Origin of the sequence: Microcystis sp. LSC13-02 (genome assembly GCA_002282935.1) — a bacterium.
In the GTDB taxonomy this organism is placed as follows: domain Bacteria; phylum Cyanobacteriota; class Cyanobacteriia; order Cyanobacteriales; family Microcystaceae; genus Microcystis.
The window spans coordinates 1-21,095 of the sequence record MTBT01000247.1 but is presented as its reverse complement, the minus strand read 5'-3'; the positions used below and the strand labels follow the sequence as shown (position 1 = coordinate 21,095).

Annotated in this window: 24 protein-coding genes and 1 pseudogene; 12 read left to right on the top strand and 13 right to left on the bottom strand. The window is 43.1% G+C overall.

The window, feature by feature from the left end:
* Window positions 1-3 precede the first annotated feature (3 nt).
* Window positions 4-216, top strand: a complete 213-nt coding sequence (locus BGL89_RS15615) for a hypothetical protein (RefSeq protein WP_002751038.1) — start codon at window positions 4-6, stop codon at window positions 214-216.
* On the opposite strand, the gene BGL89_RS15610 is transcribed toward BGL89_RS15615, so the two are convergent.
* Together BGL89_RS15610 and BGL89_RS15605 are read right to left on the bottom strand one after the other, a co-directional pair.
* A complete protein-coding gene (locus BGL89_RS15610) occupies window positions 213-959 on the bottom strand; it encodes a circadian clock KaiB family protein (protein ID WP_286826478.1) in 747 nt (248 codons plus the stop codon). The genes BGL89_RS15615 and BGL89_RS15610 overlap by 4 nt on opposite strands.
* A gap of 90 nt (window positions 960-1,049) precedes the next feature.
* Entirely contained in the window at window positions 1,050-2,366 is a 1,317-nt protein-coding gene (locus BGL89_RS15605) for a type IV pilus twitching motility protein PilT (RefSeq protein ID WP_286826477.1), read from the bottom strand.
* A 276-nt stretch (window positions 2,367-2,642) separates the two neighbouring features.
* On the opposite strand from BGL89_RS15605, the gene BGL89_RS15600 reads away from it, so the two are divergent.
* Together BGL89_RS15600 and BGL89_RS15595 are read left to right on the top strand one after the other, a co-directional pair.
* Complete coding sequence (locus BGL89_RS15600) at window positions 2,643-3,605, top strand: hypothetical protein (protein ID WP_286826476.1); 963 nt, start codon at window positions 2,643-2,645, stop codon at window positions 3,603-3,605.
* On the top strand, window positions 3,602-4,012 hold the full coding sequence (locus tag BGL89_RS15595) for a PIN domain-containing protein (protein WP_286826475.1): 411 nt from the start codon (window positions 3,602-3,604) through the stop codon (window positions 4,010-4,012). Before BGL89_RS15600 ends, BGL89_RS15595 begins: the two co-directional genes overlap by 4 nt.
* 172 nt (window positions 4,013-4,184) lie before the next feature.
* Here the strand turns inward: BGL89_RS15595 and BGL89_RS15590 are convergent, their stop codons facing one another.
* The gene (locus tag BGL89_RS15590) at window positions 4,185-5,243 is read right to left on the bottom strand and encodes a potassium channel family protein (RefSeq protein ID WP_286826474.1); all 1,059 of its coding nucleotides are present in this window, start codon (window positions 5,241-5,243) and stop codon (window positions 4,185-4,187) included.
* Between the two features lie 392 nt (window positions 5,244-5,635).
* On the opposite strand from BGL89_RS15590, the gene BGL89_RS15585 reads away from it, so the two are divergent.
* The 4 genes from BGL89_RS15585 (at window position 5,636) to BGL89_RS15570 (ending at window position 10,387) form a co-directional block, all read left to right on the top strand.
* Window positions 5,636-6,919: an aspartate aminotransferase family protein gene (locus tag BGL89_RS15585; RefSeq protein ID WP_286826473.1), complete on the top strand. Its 1,284-nt coding sequence runs from the start codon at window positions 5,636-5,638 to the stop codon at window positions 6,917-6,919.
* Window positions 6,920-7,090: 171 nt separating this feature from the next.
* A complete protein-coding gene (locus tag BGL89_RS15580) occupies window positions 7,091-7,780 on the top strand; it encodes a Uma2 family endonuclease (protein WP_286826472.1) in 690 nt (229 codons plus the stop codon).
* 18 nt (window positions 7,781-7,798) lie between these two features.
* Window positions 7,799-9,937: an O-linked N-acetylglucosamine transferase, SPINDLY family protein gene (locus tag BGL89_RS15575; RefSeq protein ID WP_286826471.1), complete on the top strand. Its 2,139-nt coding sequence runs from the start codon at window positions 7,799-7,801 to the stop codon at window positions 9,935-9,937.
* Between the two features lie 36 nt (window positions 9,938-9,973).
* Window positions 9,974-10,387 (top strand): hypothetical protein, encoded by a 414-nt coding sequence (locus tag BGL89_RS15570; RefSeq protein ID WP_286826470.1) that lies wholly within the window; start codon window positions 9,974-9,976, stop codon window positions 10,385-10,387.
* 415 nt (window positions 10,388-10,802) lie between these two features.
* Here BGL89_RS15570 and BGL89_RS15565 read toward each other — a convergent pair whose 3' ends face one another.
* Entirely contained in the window at window positions 10,803-11,198 is a 396-nt protein-coding gene (locus BGL89_RS15565; RefSeq protein WP_286826469.1) for a hypothetical protein, read from the bottom strand.
* Window positions 11,199-11,480: 282 nt separating this feature from the next.
* Window positions 11,481-11,795: a hypothetical protein gene (locus tag BGL89_RS15560; protein ID WP_286826468.1), complete on the bottom strand. Its 315-nt coding sequence runs from the start codon at window positions 11,793-11,795 to the stop codon at window positions 11,481-11,483.
* 80 nt (window positions 11,796-11,875) lie between these two features.
* Between BGL89_RS15560 and BGL89_RS15555 the strand changes: the two genes are divergently transcribed.
* The 4 genes from BGL89_RS15555 (at window position 11,876) to BGL89_RS15540 (ending at window position 14,561) form a co-directional block, all read left to right on the top strand.
* On the top strand, window positions 11,876-12,061 hold the full coding sequence (locus BGL89_RS15555; protein ID WP_286826467.1) for a hypothetical protein: 186 nt from the start codon (window positions 11,876-11,878) through the stop codon (window positions 12,059-12,061).
* A complete protein-coding gene (locus tag BGL89_RS15550; protein ID WP_286826466.1) occupies window positions 12,061-12,564 on the top strand; it encodes a hypothetical protein in 504 nt (167 codons plus the stop codon). Before BGL89_RS15555 ends, BGL89_RS15550 begins: the two co-directional genes overlap by 1 nt.
* Window positions 12,565-12,699: 135 nt before the next feature.
* Entirely contained in the window at window positions 12,700-13,914 is a 1,215-nt protein-coding gene (locus tag BGL89_RS15545; RefSeq protein ID WP_353743947.1) for a hypothetical protein, read from the top strand.
* Between the two features lie 47 nt (window positions 13,915-13,961).
* Window positions 13,962-14,561, top strand: a complete 600-nt coding sequence (locus BGL89_RS15540) for a hypothetical protein (protein WP_286826464.1) — start codon at window positions 13,962-13,964, stop codon at window positions 14,559-14,561.
* Window positions 14,562-14,582: 21 nt separating this feature from the next.
* Here BGL89_RS15540 and BGL89_RS15535 read toward each other — a convergent pair whose 3' ends face one another.
* From BGL89_RS15535 to BGL89_RS15500, 8 genes are all read right to left on the bottom strand, one after another.
* Complete coding sequence (locus BGL89_RS15535) at window positions 14,583-15,788, bottom strand: tetratricopeptide repeat-containing S1 family peptidase (protein WP_286826463.1); 1,206 nt, start codon at window positions 15,786-15,788, stop codon at window positions 14,583-14,585.
* A gap of 29 nt (window positions 15,789-15,817) precedes the next feature.
* Window positions 15,818-16,747, bottom strand: a complete 930-nt coding sequence (locus BGL89_RS15530) for a S1 family peptidase (protein WP_286826462.1) — start codon at window positions 16,745-16,747, stop codon at window positions 15,818-15,820.
* A gap of 37 nt (window positions 16,748-16,784) precedes the next feature.
* Window positions 16,785-17,408 (bottom strand): COP23 domain-containing protein, encoded by a 624-nt coding sequence (locus tag BGL89_RS15525; protein ID WP_286826461.1) that lies wholly within the window; start codon window positions 17,406-17,408, stop codon window positions 16,785-16,787.
* A gap of 160 nt (window positions 17,409-17,568) precedes the next feature.
* A complete protein-coding gene (locus BGL89_RS15520) occupies window positions 17,569-18,657 on the bottom strand; it encodes an isocitrate/isopropylmalate family dehydrogenase (RefSeq protein ID WP_158201232.1) in 1,089 nt (362 codons plus the stop codon).
* Window positions 18,658-18,858: 201 nt separating this feature from the next.
* Window positions 18,859-19,095, bottom strand: a complete 237-nt coding sequence (locus BGL89_RS15515) for a NifU family protein (protein WP_286826460.1) — start codon at window positions 19,093-19,095, stop codon at window positions 18,859-18,861.
* 73 nt (window positions 19,096-19,168) lie between these two features.
* Window positions 19,169-19,816, bottom strand: a complete 648-nt coding sequence (locus BGL89_RS15510) for a DUF3386 domain-containing protein (RefSeq protein ID WP_286826459.1) — start codon at window positions 19,814-19,816, stop codon at window positions 19,169-19,171.
* 376 nt (window positions 19,817-20,192) lie between these two features.
* Window positions 20,193-20,411: a DUF2283 domain-containing protein gene (locus BGL89_RS15505; RefSeq protein WP_286826458.1), complete on the bottom strand. Its 219-nt coding sequence runs from the start codon at window positions 20,409-20,411 to the stop codon at window positions 20,193-20,195.
* On the bottom strand, window positions 20,396-20,710 hold the full coding sequence (locus tag BGL89_RS15500; RefSeq protein ID WP_286826457.1) for a DUF4258 domain-containing protein: 315 nt from the start codon (window positions 20,708-20,710) through the stop codon (window positions 20,396-20,398). Before BGL89_RS15500 ends, BGL89_RS15505 begins: the two co-directional genes overlap by 16 nt.
* Before the next feature lie 203 nt (window positions 20,711-20,913).
* Here BGL89_RS15500 and BGL89_RS15495 point away from each other — a divergent pair.
* Window positions 20,914-21,057 (top strand): annotated as a pseudogene (locus BGL89_RS15495) (ISAs1 family transposase); the annotation flags it as partial.
* Window positions 21,058-21,095 lie beyond the last annotated feature (38 nt).

Here is a 21,095-nt window from a genome sequence, read left to right as displayed (position 1 = left end):
ACTATGGATAGTCAAGATATCGCTCGCTATATCGAAGAAACTAACGGTATTTCTAAGCCTTGGCTGTTGGTGCAATTGCGTCTCAAAAAACTGCAAGAACGTCGTGCCAGTCTTTCCCAACAGGAATATATCCAAGAATTGGATGATATTCAGCAAGACTTAATGAAATTGGGCGAATGGTGGCGAGGAATCGAGTCAGAAGTCTTTAAACCCTAAGCAGTGGCGATAATCTGTAATACTCGCGGTAAATCCTCAAATTCGCCGATGATGCGTTTCACCGGTTGCGGCCAAACCCGGACTAAAGTGGGAATAGCAGAGACATGATTAGATTCCGCTTGTTCTGGATGCTTAGAGATATCGATCACTTTCAGGGTATAGGGATGGTGTAATTCTCGCTCTAGAAGCTGATGGATCGATTCTAGGGTGTGTTTAGTATTGGCATTATTACCGGAGACAAATAACCGCAAAACATAACCCTTGGGACTAGGGTTAGTATAGTCAGAGTCAGCACTAATCCCCGAAGTCGTTGGGGGGCGCTCCTGATAACGGAGAATCAGATCGTGGGATTGCCAAAGTTGGGGAAACTGCTGACGATAGGTTTCTAAGATAGTGGGATTAGAGGATTGTTCCTGCCAAGGTACAGTAAACCAAGCTCGATCGTCCGTGGCGAAAATAGCATTTAATAAAGGCTGATAGCGACGGACAAGGGGATAGACTTCGGCACTAGTATGAATACGGTGACTGTAGGGATCTCGCCAGCGGTCGATGGTAGCAGTAAAACTAGGAACTAAAAAATGGGGGGGTTCTGGCAACCCTAAAGCGGACTGGAGAGCAGCGCAGAGATTCAGATGCCAATGAGTTTGTTTATCAGGATCGATACAGTAAATCAGGTCGCCCCCGGGGGTAAACAGGGCGATGCCTTTAAAAATATCGGGCAACACAATCGCGGAAGTAGTCACTTGAGGGGTTCCCGTAGAGAACAAATAGGAACTTCTATTTTTCTAGATTACTAAACTCTTGACCCCTCAAGAATTTCCTTCAGGGTTTTTCTAGATTCTACCTCGCAGCATCATCGCCAGTTCATTGGGAACCGGGGACATTTCCAGGGCGACCTCATCGTTAATCCGTCCCTCTTTATAGAGGTTAAACAGAGATTGATTAGTGGTAATCATGCCATCATATTCGCCATCTTTCATTAATTCGAGAATTTCGTCATTTTTGCCGCCGCGAATGTAATCTTTGACGGTTTCTGTGTTGACGAGAATATCGTGAAAAGCAGCCCGTTTACTGTCGGTGGTGCGACATAAACCCTGGGAAATAATACAAACCAAGGATTCTGCGATCGCCACCCGCATGGATTCCCGTTCCTCGGCGGTATAAAGAGTTAAAATCCGCTCCAGGGTTTTAACGGCGCTGTTGGTGTGCAGGGTTCCCATGACTAAGTGACCAGTTTGGGCAGCTTTCAGGGCAGTATTAACGGTGGATTTGTCCCGAATCTCCCCCACCAGAATAATATCTGGGTCTTCCCGCAAAGAGGCTTTTAGGGCATTATCGAACTCATGGGTGTGCATTCCCACTTCCCTTTGTTTGATCAAACTGCGACGACTTTGATGGACAAATTCGATCGGATCTTCGATGGTGATAATATGTTTGGCTTGTTCTTTATTGATGTAATCGATCATGGCTGCTAGGGTGGTGGATTTCCCTGAACCCGTCGGACCGGTGATTAAAATCAATCCCTTATGCACATCGCACACATTCCGGAACACCGCCGGTAAGCGCAATTGTTCCATAGTGAGGATTTTCAGGGGAATTAGACGCAAAACCATGCCCGGACCGCGCAGACTTTCAAAGATATTAATCCGCACTCTAGCGAATTCGTACTGAGTTGCACCGTCAAATTCTAGGTCTTTTTTAAAACGAAGGATTTCTTCTTCTCCTAGAATTTCCCGTAACCAACTATTAAAAGTGTTGATGTCAATTTCGGGATAGTCGAGAATGATCATTTCACCACGATCCCGCGTCCGGGGTTTTTCTCCAACTCCCAAGTGAACGTCCGAATAACCCCGATCAAAGGCCATCCGGATCAAATGTTCTAAGGTGGGTTGATTGGGAGCGCGACCCGGCCGGGGTGGGGTTTGGGGAGAAGCAGCCTGACTGGGAACGCTATTTTTGGGAGGACTTGTGGCGGGAATTTGACCATTTTGCGGCATATTCGGCACGTTTTTGGTCGGTGTCGCCACCTGTTGGCTCATTTCTTGAGTTGTCCCCGTGCTGGTTCCCGTGATTTTTGAGGGAGGCATCGGCATGGAGGGAACCGGCAGCGGCTGCAGTGGTCGCGAGGAAGAATTGGGATTTTGACTCATCGTAAATAGGGTTTTTTCCTTTACTATTCCCCGATTGTACTAACATCTCATCCTCAATTTCTGAATTCCTCACAGATGTTGGATTAAGGAGCAAGGAACCAGTAGTCTCCGAGTCAGGGGAATTAAGAGTGAACAGTAATCAATCTATCTCCCTCAGAGGCTATACTAACTATAATCACCCCTTCAGACCCCAAAATTGTTACAATGGAGGTTTAGGGCTGATAATTTTGACTACTCATTTCTGTGTGATCTTCAGTCTTAGGAGCGTTAAATACGATGAATAGTCTGCCAAGTTCAGTCGAACGGGAAAATTTAGGACAATTTTTGTTAGAAAATCTCCAAGATATTACAGATAAACTCAATCAAATTGTCACCGATTCTGATCGGATAATACTGGATAATTTACTACAAGAAACTCAAATTTTAGTTGAGCAAGTTAAGGATAACTCTAAAACTTATCAAGCAAGAGCCGATATATTTTGTCAAATTGATGAATTATGGTTTCAGGTATGGGAACAATATAAGAATGAGGTTTCGGCAATAAATTTGATTGAGATTATCAATGAATTTACCGATAGAGTAACTGCCTATGCTAAATTATTTATCGGCCTTGCTCAGATCAATGAGGGAAAGACTGGTGAAGAAAAAGCCGATTTAATCAGAGTGGTGGAAGGTTCACGCCTTCTCTCAGAAACGATAGATGTGTTTATTGATATGTTTGCCGATTCAGAACTAGAGCAAATTTACAAGGGAGCTAAAAATACTCTATCGATTTCTAATCGTACTATAACCGAATATTTCCAAGATACTGACAAATCTTTAGTCACCCAACTGAGAGCCTATTATAGTTTAATAATTTTCAGAATTGAAGAGCGATTTAATCCTAAGAATGTATCCTCAGAAACTACTTCTCATTCCCTAACAGATAATTTCAATGATCTTGATGCCTCTAGACAAAATTTAACAGGTTTGGTCGATTTGGAAACTGAAAAATCTTCGTCTGAAAACTGGTTAGATAATCTTTCTGGATCAATTTCTGATCAGGAGGCTTTTGAGAAAGCATTAGAATATGGGCGTGTTTTTCGTCAGAATGTATCCTCAGAAACTACCTCTCATTCCCTAACAGATGATTTAAGCGATCTTGATTCTTGGACAAGAAACTTAGTGGGGGTTGTTGATTTAGGCTCAGAAGACCCCAAAGAATCGTATATTGATTATTTAGTGGAGAAGTATCGGTGAAACGAGTCTTATTCGACAGTGATGTATTGCTAGATGTTTTGGGTAAGCGTGAACCACATTTTCAAGCATCTGTACAAGCATTAAATACAGTTAAGACAGGTAAAACTCAAGGATATATTTCTGGTCATGCCGTCACTAATATTTATTATATTTTGTCAAGAGAAAACGGAAGAGAAGTCTCAAGAAAATTGGTGATAAGTCTTCTAGAGAATTTGCAAGTTGCTAGGGTGACAGATGCAATAATTAGGCAAGCATTGACAAGTCCGATGAAAGATTTTGAAGATGCCGTTACCAGTGCCGTTGCTGAATCGGAAAAGCTAGAAATAATCATAACGCGAAACCTAAGAGATTTTGCTGTTTCCCCTGTTCCCGCAATGCTACCAGTAGATTTTTTATTGACCCTTTAACTAGGGCTTGCTGAATAATGGTAAAACCCTTTTAAAATAAAGCTTTTGACCTGTTAAAGTCCGATGTTAGTGCAAGAAAATAAACAAGGGCAACAAAGCCTGAAACGACCGGCTACTGACTCCTGACTCCTGACTCCTACCCCCACCGAAAAACTTTTTCAGCAGACCCTAACTAATGCTTCGGTAAACGTAAACCATCCGATCGCATAGGGATTAAAATCTGAGTTAAACTGCGTAATTGTTCGGCCGTTCCCATACAAATTAACAGATCCCCGGCCATTAATTCCGTATCGCCAGTCGGTCCCCCTATTAGCGTACCATCAGCCCGACGTATAGCCAAAACTAACGCCCCCGATCGATATCTTAAATGTGCTTGACTAAGACTTAAACCGACACAGGGACAAGTCCTCGGATCGATTAAAAATTCTTCCATATAAAACGATCGATCGGTTCCGGTTAAAATCCCATCAACAAAATCCATCACCTGGGGTCGTAGGGCTGCGGCCGCTAATCTTCTACCGCCGGTAATATAGGGAGATACCACCGCATCGGCCCCGGCCCGTTGTAATTTTTGTACTGCTTCCTCGGTACTGGCCCTAGCAATGGCGCGGATTTTCGGATTAAGAGTTTTAGCAGACAAAACTGTATATAAATTCTCCGCATCGGAAGTTAAAGCGGCCACAATACAAATAGCGCGTTCAATTCCTGCCATTTGTAAAGATTTATCTAAGGTGGCATCTCCTTGAACAACAATATAATTTAATTCTTTGGCCCGATTTACCTGTAGGGGGTCTGTATCAATGACTACAAAAGGAATATTTTCGGCGTGAAATTCGATCGCCACCTGTCTGCCTGTGCGACCCAAACCACAGATGATATAGTGTTCCGATAGTCGATCGATCACGCGTTTCTCCTGTCTCTGTTTGAGTCCCTCTTGAAAATAGCCTTGAATTAAAGCTTCGGTCAAGCGATTAACAATATAACCGATCGTGATTACTCCCATCACGATCAAAACCATTGTAAACAGTCGTCCCCGTTCACCTAGGGGATTAATTTCGCCAAAACCGACGGTAGCGAGGGTACTAATCGTCATATAGGCCGAATCTAGCCAACTCCAACCCTCGATCAGATGATACCAAAGCGTACCCAGCAAAAATACCACAATCAGGGCAAAAATTCCCCCGATTAATTCCTGACGCAGCCGACGATATTTATCTTCACTGATAGACAAGCAAAATTCACCCCTAAGACTGTCTAGTAAATTACAATAAAATCAGTTTTTAATCTAAATAACCCGTCCTTCTCAGACGGATTTGATTATAATTTCCCCTATCTCAAGGTCGCGAGAGGACTCCCGTTAGAGCCGCCCCTTGAAAATGTAATGGTGACGGGTCAAGCAGGATAGAAGCTTAACGGCTAAGGTCAATTCTGCCCACAAATAAAATTCAGAGCCGTCCGCCGCCGGGCAGTCGGTAGACGTTAAACCAAAACGCTTGTGGATTCGGTCTGACGGGGGCATAGTCTTCAGATTGTGTCTAGTTAAGAGGAGTAGAAGCAAGAATCTCCCGTCACAGCCTAGCTTGACGGCGAGAGTGTCAAGTCTAATCGCGCAGGAGTTCCCCAGTGAGTCCAGAAACCCTTTTAGAACCAACCCTAGTTGATCCCACTCCCAATTTAAACCCGAATCAACCCTTCGATCGAGATAGTTTTAACAGCTATGTGATGAATACTTATGGTCGCTTCCCTATTGCGATCGCCAAAGGGTTAGGCTGTCTTCTCTGGGATACTTCCGGTAAACAATACCTTGATTTTGTTGCGGGAATTGCCACCTGTACCCTCGGTCACGCACACCCCGCTTTAATTGCAGTGGTTAGCCAGCAAATCCAAAAACTCCATCATGTCTCGAATTTATACTATATTCCCGAACAAGGGGAACTAGCTAAATGGATTGTCGATCATTCCTGCGCTGATAAAGTCTTTTTCTGTAATTCTGGTGCGGAAGCGAACGAAGCGGCGATTAAATTAGTACGAAAATATGCCCATACGGTGCTAGATTTCCTCGAACAGCCGGTTATTTTAACCGCTCACGCTAGTTTTCACGGTCGGACTTTAGCTACCATCACCGCAACCGGTCAACCGAAGTATCAAAAAGACTTTGAACCCCTGATGCCGGGGTTTGCCTATATTCCCTATAATGATATCGAAGCGGTGGAAAATGCGATCGCTGATCTCGATGAGGGTAATCGTCGGGTGGCTGCGATTATGTTGGAACCCTTGCAGGGTGAAGGGGGAGTTCGTCCGGGAGATATCGAATATTTCCAACGTTTACGGCAAATTTGCGACGAAAATAACATTTTGCTTGTCTTTGATGAAGTACAGGTGGGAGTGGGAAGAACTGGTAAACTCTGGGGTTATGAGAATTTAGGAGTGGAACCGGATATTTTCACTTCTGCTAAGGGTTTAGCGGGTGGTATTCCCATCGGTGCGATGATGTGCAGAAAATTCTGTGATGTGTTTGAACCGGGTAGTCATGCGAGTACCTTTGGAGGTAATCCTTTCGCTTGTGCCTCAGCTTTAACAGTATTACAAACCATTGAACGGGATCATATTCTCGAAAATGTCCAGCACCGAGGGGAACAATTACGCAGCCGTTTACGGGTGATTGCTTCTCAATATCCCCATCTATTTGTCGATGTGCGCGGTTGGGGTTTAATTAATGGTCTGGAAATTAATTCAGAAAGTGAGTTGGTTTCATCTACCATTGTTAATGCAGCTTTGACAGAGGGTTTATTAATTGCTCCGGCCGGTCCGAAAGTTCTCCGTTTTGTCCCTCCTTTAATTGTCTCGGAAACAGAAGTAGATGAGGCTATGGATAAACTAGAAGTTGCTATCGCTAAAGTGGTTTAATTTCAGTTATCAGTTATCAGTTATCAGTTATCAGATGTAAGTTTTAAGTTTTAAGTTTTAAGTTGACAGTTTCCAGTTATGAGTCAATTCTTTTTGAGCTTTATCCCCCTAAATGTCACCGTTTCACTGGACTAGGGGAGGATAAATCTACTGTTGTTCGGGGTAAATAAAATGATCACTTCTGAACCTATTTATTCCCTCCCTAAAACCCCTCCTTTAGAAAATGGGGATCAACTAAGTCGCCAGGAATTTGAGTGCCGTTATCAGAACCTTTCTGAAATAAAAAAAGCCGAATTAATTGAAGGAATAGTTTATATGTCTTCTCCTGTGCGAGTGCAGAGTCATGGAGAACCTCATTCTGATATTTTAACTTGGTTAGGGGTCTATAAAGCTGCCACAATTGGGGTGATGTCTGCGGATAATACCACAGTGCGTCTGGATGCAGATAATGAGGTACAACCGGATGCTTTACTAAGAATTAAAATTGCTGGACAATCAACTATTAGTAACGATGATTATATCGAAGGTGCGCCAGAATTAATCGTAGAAATCGCCGCTTCTAGTGCTTCCTATGATCTCCACAATAAATGGCGAGTTTATCGTCGTAATCAAGTGCAAGAATATCTTGTTTGGCGAGTTTATGAACGTCAATTAGATTGGTTCCGATTAAATGCTGGAGAATATATTAAACTTGAACCCGATAGTCGAGGGATAATTTACTCGCAGGTTTTCCCAGGTCTTTGGTTAGATGTTAATGCTTTATTAGCGGGTAACTTAGGACAGGTTTTGACAGTTTTACAGCAAGGTTTAGCCAGTCAAGAACATCAAGATTTTCTGAAGATATTATCTCAAAAAAAGTAGTAATTGATATTTAAATATATGAATTGGCATCCTGACGCTTATCAAGCTTTAATTGCTGAAGATTATCCTCAAGTTGCGGCAATCTATGAGGAACTAATCGATAACAATCCCGAAAATATTTCTGACTATTGGTACTTGGGAGTTGCCTATCTTCTGCAAAATTTAGAAGCAGCAGCACAGGTGATGTGGCAAAATGTTTTCAGGGAAGGAAATCCCGAACAAGTTAAGCAATGGCAAGCAGAATTAGAAGCAGTTTTAGACGCAGAAGCGCGACGACAACAAAGCAAAGGTGATCTGGCAGCTGTAGAATATCTTCGCTATCATCTACAGGAAATTGTTCCCAAGTCAATTAATAATTTATTAGCTTTATTCGATTTAGCTTTAGATTTAGAAATATTCGATCCAGAAGAACTAATTAATTATCCTATTCAAGACAATCTCAGATATAATCCCGATCAAAAATTGCTTTTAAATGTAGTTCTCAAAAGTCTTTTATATCCCCACGAATTAACTTTAGATTTAGCTCAAGCAAGTTTACCCTACCTAGAGGAATTAGCTGATAGTTTTATCCCGCAAGCTTTTCAGATAGCGGCACGAGTCACCAACGAGCAACAAAGTCCCACTTTTGGAGTAGAAATTATTAAACTTTGTCTGCAATTAAGACCAAATGATCTGAGTCTTTTAGAACAGTTAGTTAACCTCTATATTTTAGCCGAAGACTTTGATAATTCTTTGATAACTGCCTATCAATTGCGAGAAATTTGTCTAACTCCAACCCTAAAGTTATACAGTAATTATCTAATTTTGTTAATACTTTTGCGCTGGGGAGTTTGGCAAGAAATTGAGCATATTTATCAAGAATATCAGAATTTATTACAGGAATTAATCCGTCAGAAAAATATCACTTTAGAACCAATTATTAAAACTAGCTTTCTCAATGTTTCTAGTCCTTTACCCTACCTAGGCGATCGAGCCTTAGCCAATCGACAATTAACCAATCGCGTCGCCGAAATTTTCCTTGATAATAATAGTTTTAAAACTCCTTTGCTTACGATCAAAAAAGTTCAAGAAAAACTAACGATCGGTTATCTTGCCAGTACCTTAAAACATCATTCCGTCGGTTGGTTAAGTCGTTGGTTAATTCACCATCATGATCGAGAAAAATTGCAAATAGCCATCTATACTATTAACCAAGAAGAAGATGAAATTACCCGTCAATGGTTCCGGGATAGCCGAGATATTATCCGTCATTTTCCCTACGCTCAAAATCCCCTAGAAGTTGCCCAACAAATTCAACAAGATCAGATAGATATTCTAGTAGATTTAGATAGTTTAACCCATAATCTCACCAATCAGATTATCGCGCTGAAACCCGCGGCAAAACAAGTGACTTGGTTAGGTTGGGATGCTTCTGGATTAGCAGCTATTGATTACTATATCGCCGATCCCTACGTTTTACCCCAGCAAGCGGAGGAATATTATCGAGAAAAAATCTATCGTTTACCAGAGACATATTTAGCAGTGGATGGTTTTGAAATCGGCACTCCCAATCTACGTCGAGAAGATTTAGAAATTCCCCCCGATGCTACCATCTATTTTTCCGTACAAAGTGGCATGAAACGCCATCCTGACACCATTAAACTTCAGATGAAAATTCTCGCACAAGTACCCAATAGTTATTTTCTGATTAAGGGAGTCGGTAAGACTGAAAAAATTCAAGAATTATTTACTGAAATAGCGATTCAGGAGGGAGTTAATCCCCAAAGATTGCGGTTTTTACCGAGAGATATAGATGAATATACCCATCGCGCTAATTTACAGATTGCCGATGTGGTGTTAGATACCTATCCCTACAATGGTGCTACCACCACCTTAGAAGTTTTATGGCAAGGAATCCCTTTAGTTACACTGGTAGGAGAACAATTTTCCGCCCGCAATAGTTATACTTTTATGATTAATGCTGGTATTGAAGCCGGAATTGGCTGGAATGAGACAGAATATATCGACTGGGGAGTAAAATTAGGACTCGATCGCTCCCTTCGTCAAGACATCAGCCATCAACTGTTAGGAAATCGTGACATAGCTCCCCTCTGGCAAGGGAAAAAATTCGCTCAAAATATGGAAAACGCCTATCTAAAAATCTGGGAGGGAAGTTGATAATGAGAAAAAATTCAACTAATAGGAGTTTAACTGATGACAGCCGCAACTGAAAAAGATTTAAAAAGATTAGAGGATTTAATTATCGGCATTGCCAACGGACAGAAGGCGATCGAAAACCGACTAACCGCCATGGAAAGCCGACTAATCACCATGGAAAGCCGACTAATCACCATGGAAAACGGACAGAAGAATTTAGAGTTAGGGCAGTCGGAAATTAAAGGCGATATCCGAACCCTAGACGCGAAGATAGAGGGTTTAAGCGATCGAGTTAAAGTTATAGAGAACGCGGCGGGGAAAACCACCGATCTCGCCGAAAAAGTCGGAGAATTGAAAAACTGGAAACAGATAGGAGTAGTGGTGATCACCGCTTCGATCAGTTCGATCCTCAGTGGTGTTACGGGTGGGGTAATCGGTTGGCTAATCCGAGCGGCGAAAGTTAATCCCTAATGGTGTTGCTGAATCAAGATATGAAGACTGATTTTGCACCTGTCCACCAGTCAACCTAGTCCTAGGTTTTAAAAATTACCCAAGAAGACAGGTAATAATTAGGGTCTGCTGAATAATGGTAAAACCCTTTTAAAATAAAGCTTTTGACCTGTTAAAGTCCGATGTTAGTGCAAGAAAATAGAAGGGCAACAAAGCCTGAAACTCCTGACTCCTGACTCCTGACTCCTGACTCCTACCCCCACCGAAAAACTTTTTCAGCAGACCCTAATTATCGCCAAAATACTCTAGGCAGTAGCCTAAATAACCAACCTCAAAAAAACTCTCTGCTACACTTGATTCAGTAGATGCACCCTGATGAAAAAGGAGAGTCAAAGAAAGCTCTCCTTTTTTTGTTGAGAAAGCAATCCGGGGGGATTTAGCGGCGGTTAGCAGGTAGTTTCGCCTTGCGCGCCATGTCTTTGAAACCATTCAAACTTGGACCAGGGCGACGGCGAGACAGACTAGGAGTAATCAAGTATTTTGTCGCAAATTCCACTTCTTGCGGCTCTACTTTACCGTTAGTAGGGGCTAAGGGTGCTGGTGCGCTCACAGGAGCGGCGGGAGTTTCTTTTACTTGCTTTTCTTTCTTAACAGAAGTTTTTTTGGCTTTTTTCTCGGCTACGGGGGCGGGAGCAGACTCCACAGCAAGGGCAGGCGCTTCCACAACAGGCGCGGCTGCTGCCGTGGTTGCTGTCGCTTTTTGTTCACCATCGGTTTCTTTTAGTTCTAGGTAAAAGTCAGATTTTTTGCCACCAAAGAGATTTTTTAACATCGGGGATCACTCCGAGAGTTGGGAAAATGTAAAAGACTAGGTATTTTAAAATTTATCATTGACCGGGATCAGGCAGCAAACAAGATTATTATCTTGACAATTTCCCTCTTTCATCTATTTTTCTCTGGATAATCCCTACCAGAAAAAGTTTTTAAAAACAAGTTAAATTTACAAAAATTTACAAAAATTAAGGACGAGAAACCCCGACGCAAACAATGGCAAAAACTGCTAGAGACGTTGTCAGCAACGTCTCTAGATTATTTATTGGGGATTTGGTCGGATTTAGCCAGCTGCGGGTAAACGGCTGCCGCTAACTCCGGGGACAGAACCGCGACGAATGTTGGTTTCCGCTTCGATGGGAACGAATTCAATATGATTGAGGAGGGTAGTAACGAAAGCAAAGAGTAAAAAAGGCAAAGAGAGGACGACGACTAACCCTACGGTAGCGAGGGCGAAAATTTGTCTAGTGCTACTCCAAAGAGCTAGAGTGGAAGCGAGAGTAAGAAAAATAACGATTAACCAAACGATTATTTGTCCGTAAATATCTCCGAAGGTGAGGGTGCAAACCATGCGATAGTTACGAAAATCCTTATCCATAACAGTAAACCCCTAGATAGTTAGTTATTGTTTTAGGGTAAGTCTAGAATCGTCAGCTTGGTCAATATTTAAAGGTTTTTTTGACACTTGTTGATAAATCTTTACAATTCTGCCCCGAGCGGGTAGCCAAATCTAGAGGTAAGAGCGGTATTGTTTGGTTGCCCTCAGAATTGATAAGAATTGCTAAGAATTACCAAAAAACTGGCCAAAATTTTGGCGAACGCTCTTTACAATTAAATTATAAGGGCAAGGAGGAGCAAGCCTAATGAAAACTTTTGTTGAGCGTTATTGGTCTTGGTTTAATTGGACAACCCTAGCCATGGTTGTTCTCGGTTTCTGGTTAAGTGCCAGTTTCGTCATCGATTTAATCATTCTCCCCAGCTTATCCGTAGCTGGCATGATGACACAAAATGGCTTTGCCAGCGCTGGTTACTTGCTATTTGGCATTTTTAACCATCTGGAATTAATGTGTGCGGCGATTGTGCTGTGTAGCTTTGTTGTCTTCCACCGCTATCATACCTTAATCCATCTCCCCGAACATCGATCGCTCCTATTCGCCGGTGTTCTCTTAGTAATCACCCTAATTTACACCTATTTTCTCACTCCCAATCTGAGCGCCATGGGTTTACTGTCCCCCGTTACCACATCGGGAATGTCCGGAGAAATGATGTCCTTGCAGATTGGTTACTGGTTTCTAGAAGTGGTTAAAGGTTTGATAGCTTTTACCCTGTTGCGCTGGTGTTGGCGAGATGCCTTTAAGTTGGCTTAGTTTTTGATTACAAGCGGGGTTCAACCCGCTTTTTTTAGTTTTAGCAATATAACGAACAAGTTTAATAACTTGCTATCTAAGAATAAATCAGTTACAATTCTTGCCAATTAACTTCGTCTGTGAGGAAAGCTGGAAGTGTTGTCAAAAAAAGCCAAAAGAAACAACCAGATGAGACAGATATTTTCTGGAGGAATTTTCATGGCATCCTGTTTGGGGACAGCCATACTTTGCGATGGGGTGAAGGCCCTTCCTTCTCCCTTAGACATTGACGCTGCTTCTATTCGGGTATCCCAGGAAAAAATTATCATTAATTCCCCCGTGGAATTAGAGAGGACAGAAAGAGTTCTGACAACCAATTCCTTCTCGACAACAGAGGGATTAGCCGATAGGAATCTGCCCTCACCCTTAGAAAATAAACTAGAGAAATCTTCCCTCGATACTTTAGCAACAGAAAAGACCAGGACAATTTCAACCCTAGAAGAATGGAAGGGGAATCTAGGGACAATGCAAGCGAGTCAGCTTTTACCAGCAGGAGATAATAACTCTCCAGAAGTCGAAAAATGGCAAGCACAAGCATCTACCCCCGTTGATACCAATGTTTCCCCCGAATTGCAGCGTTTACGTCAAGAGTTTCTGATTGAAGAACCGCAAACCCTTTCTGCGAAACTGGCGGAATTTGTGGTTACCCCTAGTGGCAGTATCTCTACTCCCAGCGCTTTTGGAGCGAATTTTGGGCAGATTTTCGGTGGTTTCGGTTTCCAGTCGAGAACCCGTTTTACCAATCAAGCAGATGGTGGGTTAGCCCTAGGGGTCGGTTTAGGAGAACCCCAGAAAATTGTCGGTTTAGATGTAACTCTGGCGATTTTGAGCCTTTTTGGTGATAATGCTGGACGGGGCAGTTTTAGCTTTAAAATTCACCGTTCTCTGCCAGAAGGTTTTGCTGTAGCCCTAGGATTTGAAAACGCTATTAACTGGGGTGGGACAGATGGCAGTAGCAGTATCTACGGGGTGGTGAGCAAATTTTTTCAGTTAACAGAAACAACGAAAGAACCCTTTAGCCAATTGACACTCTCTTTGGGTGTTGGTGGTGGTCGTTTTCGCTCGGAAGGAGCCATCGAAGATGGAGTAAACTCGCTAGGTGTCTTTGCTAGTGCGGGTTTACGAATTGTTGAACCAGTCTCGGCCATTGTCGAATGGTCGGGTCAAGATTTAAACGCGGGTATTTCCCTGATTCCTTTCCCGAAAGTCCCCTTGACGGTTAACCTTGCTGGTGCTGATTTAACAGGTAATGCCGGGGACGGCGCTCGCTTCGTCATGAGTATCGGCTACAATTACTTTTTCCCCCGTTAGTCAGTTTTTACAGTATTAATTTAGCTTTTTGAATGAGGATAAAGACCATGTTGATGAAATGGTTGACCAATTGGCAAGTTTCCCTAGTGGCAGCGGTTTTGCTGACCAATTCCCTAGTCTCTCCCGGTATGGCGCAAACCGGCAACCAATCCGATGCCACCGGACCAATTCTTTCCACCGGTGATTTTGCTGGTCAAACTTTCCCCACCACCACGACGGTAACGGGATTTCAAGGGGGAGAACCGGCTCAAATATCTGTTAATCAGGCGGCCGCTTCTGTGAACACTCTGTTAGCTGATAATAATTTAACCTCCCCCACGGGTACGCCGATTCCCCCAGCCGTTCAGGAATCGATACTGAGCATCTTAACAGGAGATGCTCAGGCGGGTAATAATATCAATGCTGTCATTGCCGCTCTTTACGCAGTCCCCGGCGCACCGCCATTAAATGTTATTGAAGACTTATTAGCCCTCTTAGAGAGACTGACCAAGGATAAGAAGGTAGTTCCAGCTAAATTGCTGGCGGCGGTGCAGGCCTATAATGTGATGATTTTAGCCAGTAACGAAGAGTTTCTCCGTAATCCTCCCGCAGAACTACGAGCAATTCAAGCATCCTTAGCTAAATTGGTGGAAGCCACTATTAGCTAATCAGAATTCTCCCTTCTGACTTCACCATAGTCTCCTTGGATTAGAGGGCTGTGGTGAAGGCTCGACGGTGGGCGCGGTAGTTGGTTGTGGGGGGGTTACAGGAGGGGTATTTCTTCCCCCTAAGGATTGTTGGAGCTTGTCTCGCAGTTTTTTGGCAGTATCGGAGTTAGGATTAATTTTGAGAGCTTGTTCGTAGGCAGCGAGTGCCTCTTGGGGGCGTTTCCAGTAGGTCAAGACCAGACCTTTACCGTGCCAAGCTTGATAGATTTGAGCATCGAGTTGCAAGGCTTTTTCATAGGCGGCATAGGCGAGGGCTAATTGTCCTAACCGCCACATTTTATTGCCTTGATTAAGCCAGTTTAGGGGATTAGTATCGTTCTTATTGGGAACTTCAAAAGCCTTGTATAATTCATCCCCAATTTCTTGGAAAGATAAGGCATTGGGGGGCGAATTTTCGACATTTATCTGCCCTTGAATGCCAGACTGGGGTGCTAATGTCAAAAAAGTAGTGATGGGAATAGCGAGACTAAAGCCAATTGGCACGGGAACCTTTTCGATTTTTTCGGCTTCATTTTGTCCGTGAACCGCAATGACTCGTCCATTGATATCTAACACTGGACCGCCACTCATGCCCCCATAGGTGACACTGGTATAAACTATCTCATACCCCAACTCCGGGGGAAATATTTTCAGCAAGGGTGTAATGTCCTTGGGCATCACTTTCCCCACATTGAACAATCGTTTCCGCTTGCCGATAAATTTCGGGTCAGGCCATCCAGAAGCAAAAATAAATTGTTCGTCAGCTACTTGATAGTTACCCAAGGTCGCTAATTGATAATTTTGGTCGCTCTGAAACTGCACGAGAGCTAGATCTACTCCGGGTAGTTTTTTGATGCTATTGTAATCGAGCGGATATTGCTTGCCATCCCAGGTAATAATTTTTAGTTGATCGTAATAGAACTTGCAGGCATCTCTAGCATCTTTACAGATTACATGACTAGCAGTAAGAACAGTATAAACCCTTCCTTCTTTGGCAATAATTGATCCAGAGCCATTAGAAGTAATTTTCCCATTCGCCCCCTCTTCTTCTGAGGGGATTAAAACGGTAATCTTTTCAGCAGTTTTTTCTACCTGCTCAGGTGTTGATGCCTTAGCAATCTGAGGAGAAATCACAAACACCGCTATACTAACTAGGGCGGCGGAAATTTTCAAGAAATTGTTGCTCATTCTGGTTTAAAAATACAGTTGAGTGGAATTTACCAGAGGGGTGTGCGAGCGGGATTCTTTTCTCTTGGGGTTGACGGGGATGGAGAAGAAAAATCTTCCGAGAAAGTGGGTTCTCTATGGGTGGGAAGCGATGGGGGTGAAACTGAGGGACGTTGCCGACTGGAAGCAGATAGAGAAGATGACCCCGATTGTAAAAAAGTCCCGATAGGAATCGCCCAACTTAATCGACTCATTTGTTCCCACAGTGCCGGTGAAGTCACTGTTCCATCGGCAAAAACGTAGGATTTACCCCAGAGAGGATAAGCATGAATCCCGTTAATACCAATAACTTTACCTTGCCGATTCAGCAGCGGTCCGCCACTCATGCCATTTTTAATCTTATTGGTGTAGCCGATTTGGTAGCCTCCCGAAAAGGATTTATCACTCAAAAGCGACACTTTACCCAGGGTGAAGGTAAATCCCTCTTCGGTCTGGCGATCGCCATCGTAGGGAAAACCAGCGGCGAAAACTTGATCTCCGATAGCGAGATCATCAACATTAGCCAAATCAGCAATAGAATAAACTTGGCTACTGCGAAAAGAAATTAAGCCTAAATCATAATTATTCAAGCGAACTGTTCTGACCAACTCCCCCCGATGTATCTTGCCGTCAGGGGTTTGTATTTGCCAACCCTGAGAGCGATACCGCCCTAAAACATGGTCATTCGTGAGGACTTTGTAGGAAGCACCCTGTTTTTCGACTAAAATGCCCGAACCCCAGCCTTGCCCTGATAACACCTTAACGGTAATTGCTCTGGCTAACTGACGCAGCTGTTGTTCTGAAAGTTGTTGAGAGCTATGGGCATTGGCCTGGTTAGGTTCCAGAGCGGGAGCATAGCTTTGGACAGCAAGCAAAGGTGTTGACAGTCCCAATAATAAACCGCCCGCACCAGCCAAAATTCTTTTTATAGGCCGACTCACTTGATCACTACGCTCCCATCTATAGAACTAGAAAAGTTTACCAAACAGAACCGCCTGATGGTTTTTGGGGCGATTGTTCGGGAGAAGTCGCCGGTGCTGGAGAAGAGGACGAACCGGTAGCCAGATTTGTTTCTACGGGAACGCTTTCTAGGAATTTGTTGAAATGGACAGTGGCAGAATCCGATGAGCTTTCAAACAAAGGATTGCTGCTGGATCCTTCCCGGATGTCAAATAGCTGTTGGATTTTCTCGGTTGCGTTTTCCCCGCTCTTGAGGGTAAATAATAGGTTACTGCTATTTGCCCGTTCTCGTCCATTACTAGGGGAATAGATTACCGGCAGACCATTGAGATAGCCAGTGGTAATAATATCAATTCCGCCTGGTCGAGTGTAAAGGGTATTGAATCGTCTAGTTACTTCTAGACACCGTTGCTGGGGAGTGTAACCGGAACCGCTAGAATAACGAGAAACCCAACGAATAACAGCTTTGCGTTCATCAGGTCCGACTTTGGCATAGGTTGTGGGAACTCCTACATAGGGGCCTGTCACTGGTAAAAGACACTCGAATCTGGTTTGAGCTTGGCTCGGTGATTGTAAGGTCAAGGCAGCTCCTACACCAATCAGAGCAATAGTCAGAGTTTTTGTCAAAGTTTGTAGTTTCATTGTCCTTATCCTAATCCGGCAAAGTGACTCTATTATACACTTCAAAGGTAGCTTTGGTTTTTCCGTAAAATAAACAAAAGCAAGGCCTTTGCAACAATTCTTATTTTTTTGGATTACCCTTTCTTCAAACTCCTTTAAGAGAGCAATCAGATGAGTTCCTTTACCCCAAAGCAGACCAAACTTCTAACTTACTGACCACGCGACGAATCACCTCATCGGTAAACTCACTCATGGTCATTTGTCCCCCTAAATCGGGGGTTTTTTTGCCCTCGTGAATAGTTTCAAAGACACTTTCATAAATCGCCCGAGAAGCCTTGCGCGCTTCGCTAGTTTCGATATAACCTAACAAAGCTGCCGAGGCTAAAATCATCGCCATGGGATTAGCAATATTTTTGCCCTCTAAAGCGGGGGCTGTGCCGTGGGGAGCTTCTGCCATAATAGTTTTAACCGCTAAAGTCTCCTCATCAAATCCCAAAACTAAACTTTCGGCCCCGGCAATACTGCCATAGAGTTGCAAGACAAAATCCGATAATAAATCGCCATCGCGATTAAGGGCCGGAATCACCAAAGCTTCGCCGTCGGTTTGTAAAAGTAGAGCAAAAGTTGCATCAATTAACAGGGGTTGATAACGTACTTCCGGATGTCTTTGGGCTGCCGCGTCTAATTCCTCTTTAAACATTCCTTCGTAGGTGGCACTGACGGTGAATTTTGGGCCGCCAAATACCCGCGCCCCGGTTTTTTTGGCTTGTTGAAAGGTAAACTCGGCCACAGCGCGACTGGTAGCCCTAGAAATGCGCGAGGTGCGATAGGCAATTTCATCGCCGGTGGCCGTGGTTTCTCGCCATTCTTTGGCCCCGTAGGCATCGTCAACGGCCATGCGGACAATGGCAATGGGAGAATAAACGCCCCCAATTGGACGAATACCGGGGATACGGCGACCGATGCGGAGAATTACCTGAGAATTCATTGCTTCTCTTAAAATAGCGTTGGGACTGCCCACATCTCCTTTGATTTCTGGGGTAATAGTAGCAGCTTTGAGGGCTAATCCGGTTTTGAGAGTCGCTTCGGCGGCCTCATAAACCACTTGATTGTTACTCTGGCGACGCTGGGCTAAACTAAGATCAAAATCGGCAAAGTTAAGCGGTTGACGAATTATCGAGGGTTGCAATACTCTCAGGGCTTCTAGTAATAGTTCTTCTCCAGTTTGGTCGCCGTGCATGACCACAATGGTGGGGATATTTTCCGTCATAATTTTTGAGTTTTAATAAAAATTTTCAAGTATATGTTAATGCTTAATTGTCTGGTTAATTGGCTAAAAAAGATACTTTTTATCTTAATTAATTCTGTAATTTTATCAATCTTGTAGAAAAAAATATATAATTAATATTATGCCCGATCGCTAATTTAACTTAGTCAATCGGGCGGTGGTGAGAATTAATTAACCCAAGATTTAGAAAGCTTGTTCAACTTCGGCAATTTCGGGAATCATTTCCCGGAGACGACGTTCGATGCCCATTTTCAGGGTTACGGTGGAACTGGGACAGGAACCGCAAGCTCCTTGAAGACGCAGTCTGACGACTGGCCCGTCGATTTCGACTAATTCCACGTTACCACCATCGGACATCAGGTAGGGGCGCATTTCATCTAAGACTTGTTCGACGTTATTGGGGGTCAGTGTTAAAGACATAATCAGCCTCTGGTCAGAGATTTATTACAGTGTAGTTACCTCGATCCTAACGCTTTTTAGGCGGGAATAACCCTTAAGATTGTAAAAGCTGCAGATTGATAAAAGTGAATTCTGTGGTGGATTTTTCGCCCCCGGCGTCGATTGCGTTAATCACTTGACAGGAGGGTAAATAATAATTACCGATTTTTTCGTAGGTTTCCTTAAAGTCACGTTTTCCCTTTAATTCATCGGTTTTGGCATTGCGGAAAATGGCATTATAGCGAATAGAAATATAACCTTCTCCCGTATCGAGACTTTCCTCGGTATTAATAGTAAAAGCCATCGGTCCCATGACTCGACTGACTTGACAGATTTCCTGGCCGCGGACTTTATAATTAGACCCCATAGCATCGCCGGTGACAAGAATTTCTACCGCACCGGTGGGATCATCTTCCCCGAAATTAAACTGGTTTTTGCCGTGGGAACCCTCAAAATTGCCTCTTTTGCGGTGAGTAACGATGTCGCGCATTTGATTATAGATACTTTCTTGCACTTTCTCGTCATCAATGCCCGTTACTTCCACAGTATAATCAGCATTAACTTGAATTTTGCCCGTATGGACTTCCTCTCCTTGGGTGAGGATAATATCAGCAGTGTAACCGGGAAATCCTTCATCCCAAGTATAACGGTTTTCGTAGGCGGAGCGGAAAATATCTCGGGCGTTCGTCGTGGCTACAGTCATAATTGCTTTACTTGTGTTGATAACTCTATTTATATCATTGTCGCTGATTTTTTCGCCTCTGGCCGAGATTTCTAGAAAACTAGATGAATTTGATAACTTAGGGAAAAAGCCAATTAGAATGGACTAAGGAGCCGTCCCTGACTCGATTTTAATCAACTTCATGTTCGCCAAAAATAAGAGATTGTCTGACGCACCTCCTTAATACGATTTAAGGATCGGAGATTCCGGGTGATTCCATTTATGGCTTTTATGCAATTTTATGCCCATTTTTTTCAATTTTGCACTCTCAAAAATTAATTATGCAAGAACTCTATTTTACCCCATGATGTCGGGAGAGCCAAAATTAGTTAGGTTGGCGACGGATTGACCCAATAAGTTAAGCTGTAACATTACCCGAAAGTTCTGCGACTAAAGGGTGATCCTTTTTTAGTTGACTTACGCCTAAAATGGAAAAACCTAATACGTTTCCCTGAAGATCAACTCTGGTCATAATTGCATCATTTTCTGTTTCTTGCATATAACCTGGTTGATCAGAAAAAAGAACTTCTAGGAAATCACCTTCTTTGTCAAACCAAATTTTTAAGTTAGTGGCCATAACAATTCTCCTTGTTTAATTCTATTCGTTAAATAGGCTGTCAATAAAAAGGCATCTTTATCAAGATATTTAGTGACAACGCATAGCCATTTATCTCCCATTAATGTATTAAGATAATAACGGTAATTTAAAATCACTTGGTTGTCGGTGTTAGATTTTCTGACTTGTTCGGGATACTGAAGCGTTTCTTCTATTCTATCCTTCAACACAGCCATCTCGGGATGGTCTAAAATATGGAGCAATCTTTCTTCTGTAAGACGCACAGGAAAGCCTCGATAATCGGTGAGGATTTTGGTCATCAGAATTTTTAGAAGCTCACGAGATAATGCTCATTATAGTCTGATAGTTTCATGACCACATATTACTATGCTTGACTAGATCTGACCATATTCGTATTGAAACTTTACAATATCAAGTTTATATCGCCTCACGAAAAATGATCGCCAATTAAAAAAACTTCACAACACCCAAAAGCGCTCGCCCTTGATAATTGAAATATCCCTGTCGGATTCGCTCCGGCCACAGCTTTCGTCATTGTGCCTTCTTAAGACCCATGGCTCGACGTAGTATGTCACAAAAAAGTAAACAAGCGGCCATGGATAATAACTATATGATTGCTGTGCTGAGAGCCTTTTGTCAAGCCTAATTGAGATGCTCTTACCCTCGGAGAAAGATGCTCGCCAC

Bases quoted from the DNA above. Each gene is read 5' to 3' on its own strand.
- BGL89_RS15605 (WP_286826477.1), bottom strand. From the start codon at position 2,366: ATGAGTCAAAATCCCAATTCTTCCTCGCGACCACTGCAGCCGCTGCCG.
- BGL89_RS15525 (WP_286826461.1), bottom strand. From the start codon at position 17,408: ATGAAACTACAAACTTTGACAAAAACTCTGACTATTGCTCTGATTGGT.
- BGL89_RS15500 (WP_286826457.1), bottom strand. From the start codon at position 20,710: ATGACCAAAATCCTCACCGATTATCGAGGCTTTCCTGTGCGTCTTACA.
- BGL89_RS15535 (WP_286826463.1), bottom strand. From the start codon at position 15,788: ATGAGCAACAATTTCTTGAAAATTTCCGCCGCCCTAGTTAGTATAGCG.
- BGL89_RS15510 (WP_286826459.1), bottom strand. From the start codon at position 19,816: ATGACTGTAGCCACGACGAACGCCCGAGATATTTTCCGCTCCGCCTAC.
- BGL89_RS15575 (WP_286826471.1), top strand. From the start codon at position 7,799: ATGAATTGGCATCCTGACGCTTATCAAGCTTTAATTGCTGAAGATTAT.
- BGL89_RS15550 (WP_286826466.1), top strand. From the start codon at position 12,061: ATGAAAACTTTTGTTGAGCGTTATTGGTCTTGGTTTAATTGGACAACC.
- BGL89_RS15505 (WP_286826458.1), bottom strand. From the start codon at position 20,411: ATGGCCACTAACTTAAAAATTTGGTTTGACAAAGAAGGTGATTTCCTA.
- BGL89_RS15520 (WP_158201232.1), bottom strand. From the start codon at position 18,657: ATGACGGAAAATATCCCCACCATTGTGGTCATGCACGGCGACCAAACT.
- BGL89_RS15540 (WP_286826464.1), top strand. From the start codon at position 13,962: ATGTTGATGAAATGGTTGACCAATTGGCAAGTTTCCCTAGTGGCAGCG.
- BGL89_RS15570 (WP_286826470.1), top strand. From the start codon at position 9,974: ATGACAGCCGCAACTGAAAAAGATTTAAAAAGATTAGAGGATTTAATT.
- BGL89_RS15560 (WP_286826468.1), bottom strand. From the start codon at position 11,795: ATGGATAAGGATTTTCGTAACTATCGCATGGTTTGCACCCTCACCTTC.
- BGL89_RS15615 (WP_002751038.1), top strand. From the start codon at position 4: ATGGATAGTCAAGATATCGCTCGCTATATCGAAGAAACTAACGGTATT.
- BGL89_RS15515 (WP_286826460.1), bottom strand. From the start codon at position 19,095: ATGTCTTTAACACTGACCCCCAATAACGTCGAACAAGTCTTAGATGAA.
- BGL89_RS15565 (WP_286826469.1), bottom strand. From the start codon at position 11,198: ATGTTAAAAAATCTCTTTGGTGGCAAAAAATCTGACTTTTACCTAGAA.
- BGL89_RS15600 (WP_286826476.1), top strand. From the start codon at position 2,643: ATGAATAGTCTGCCAAGTTCAGTCGAACGGGAAAATTTAGGACAATTT.
- BGL89_RS15580 (WP_286826472.1), top strand. From the start codon at position 7,091: ATGATCACTTCTGAACCTATTTATTCCCTCCCTAAAACCCCTCCTTTA.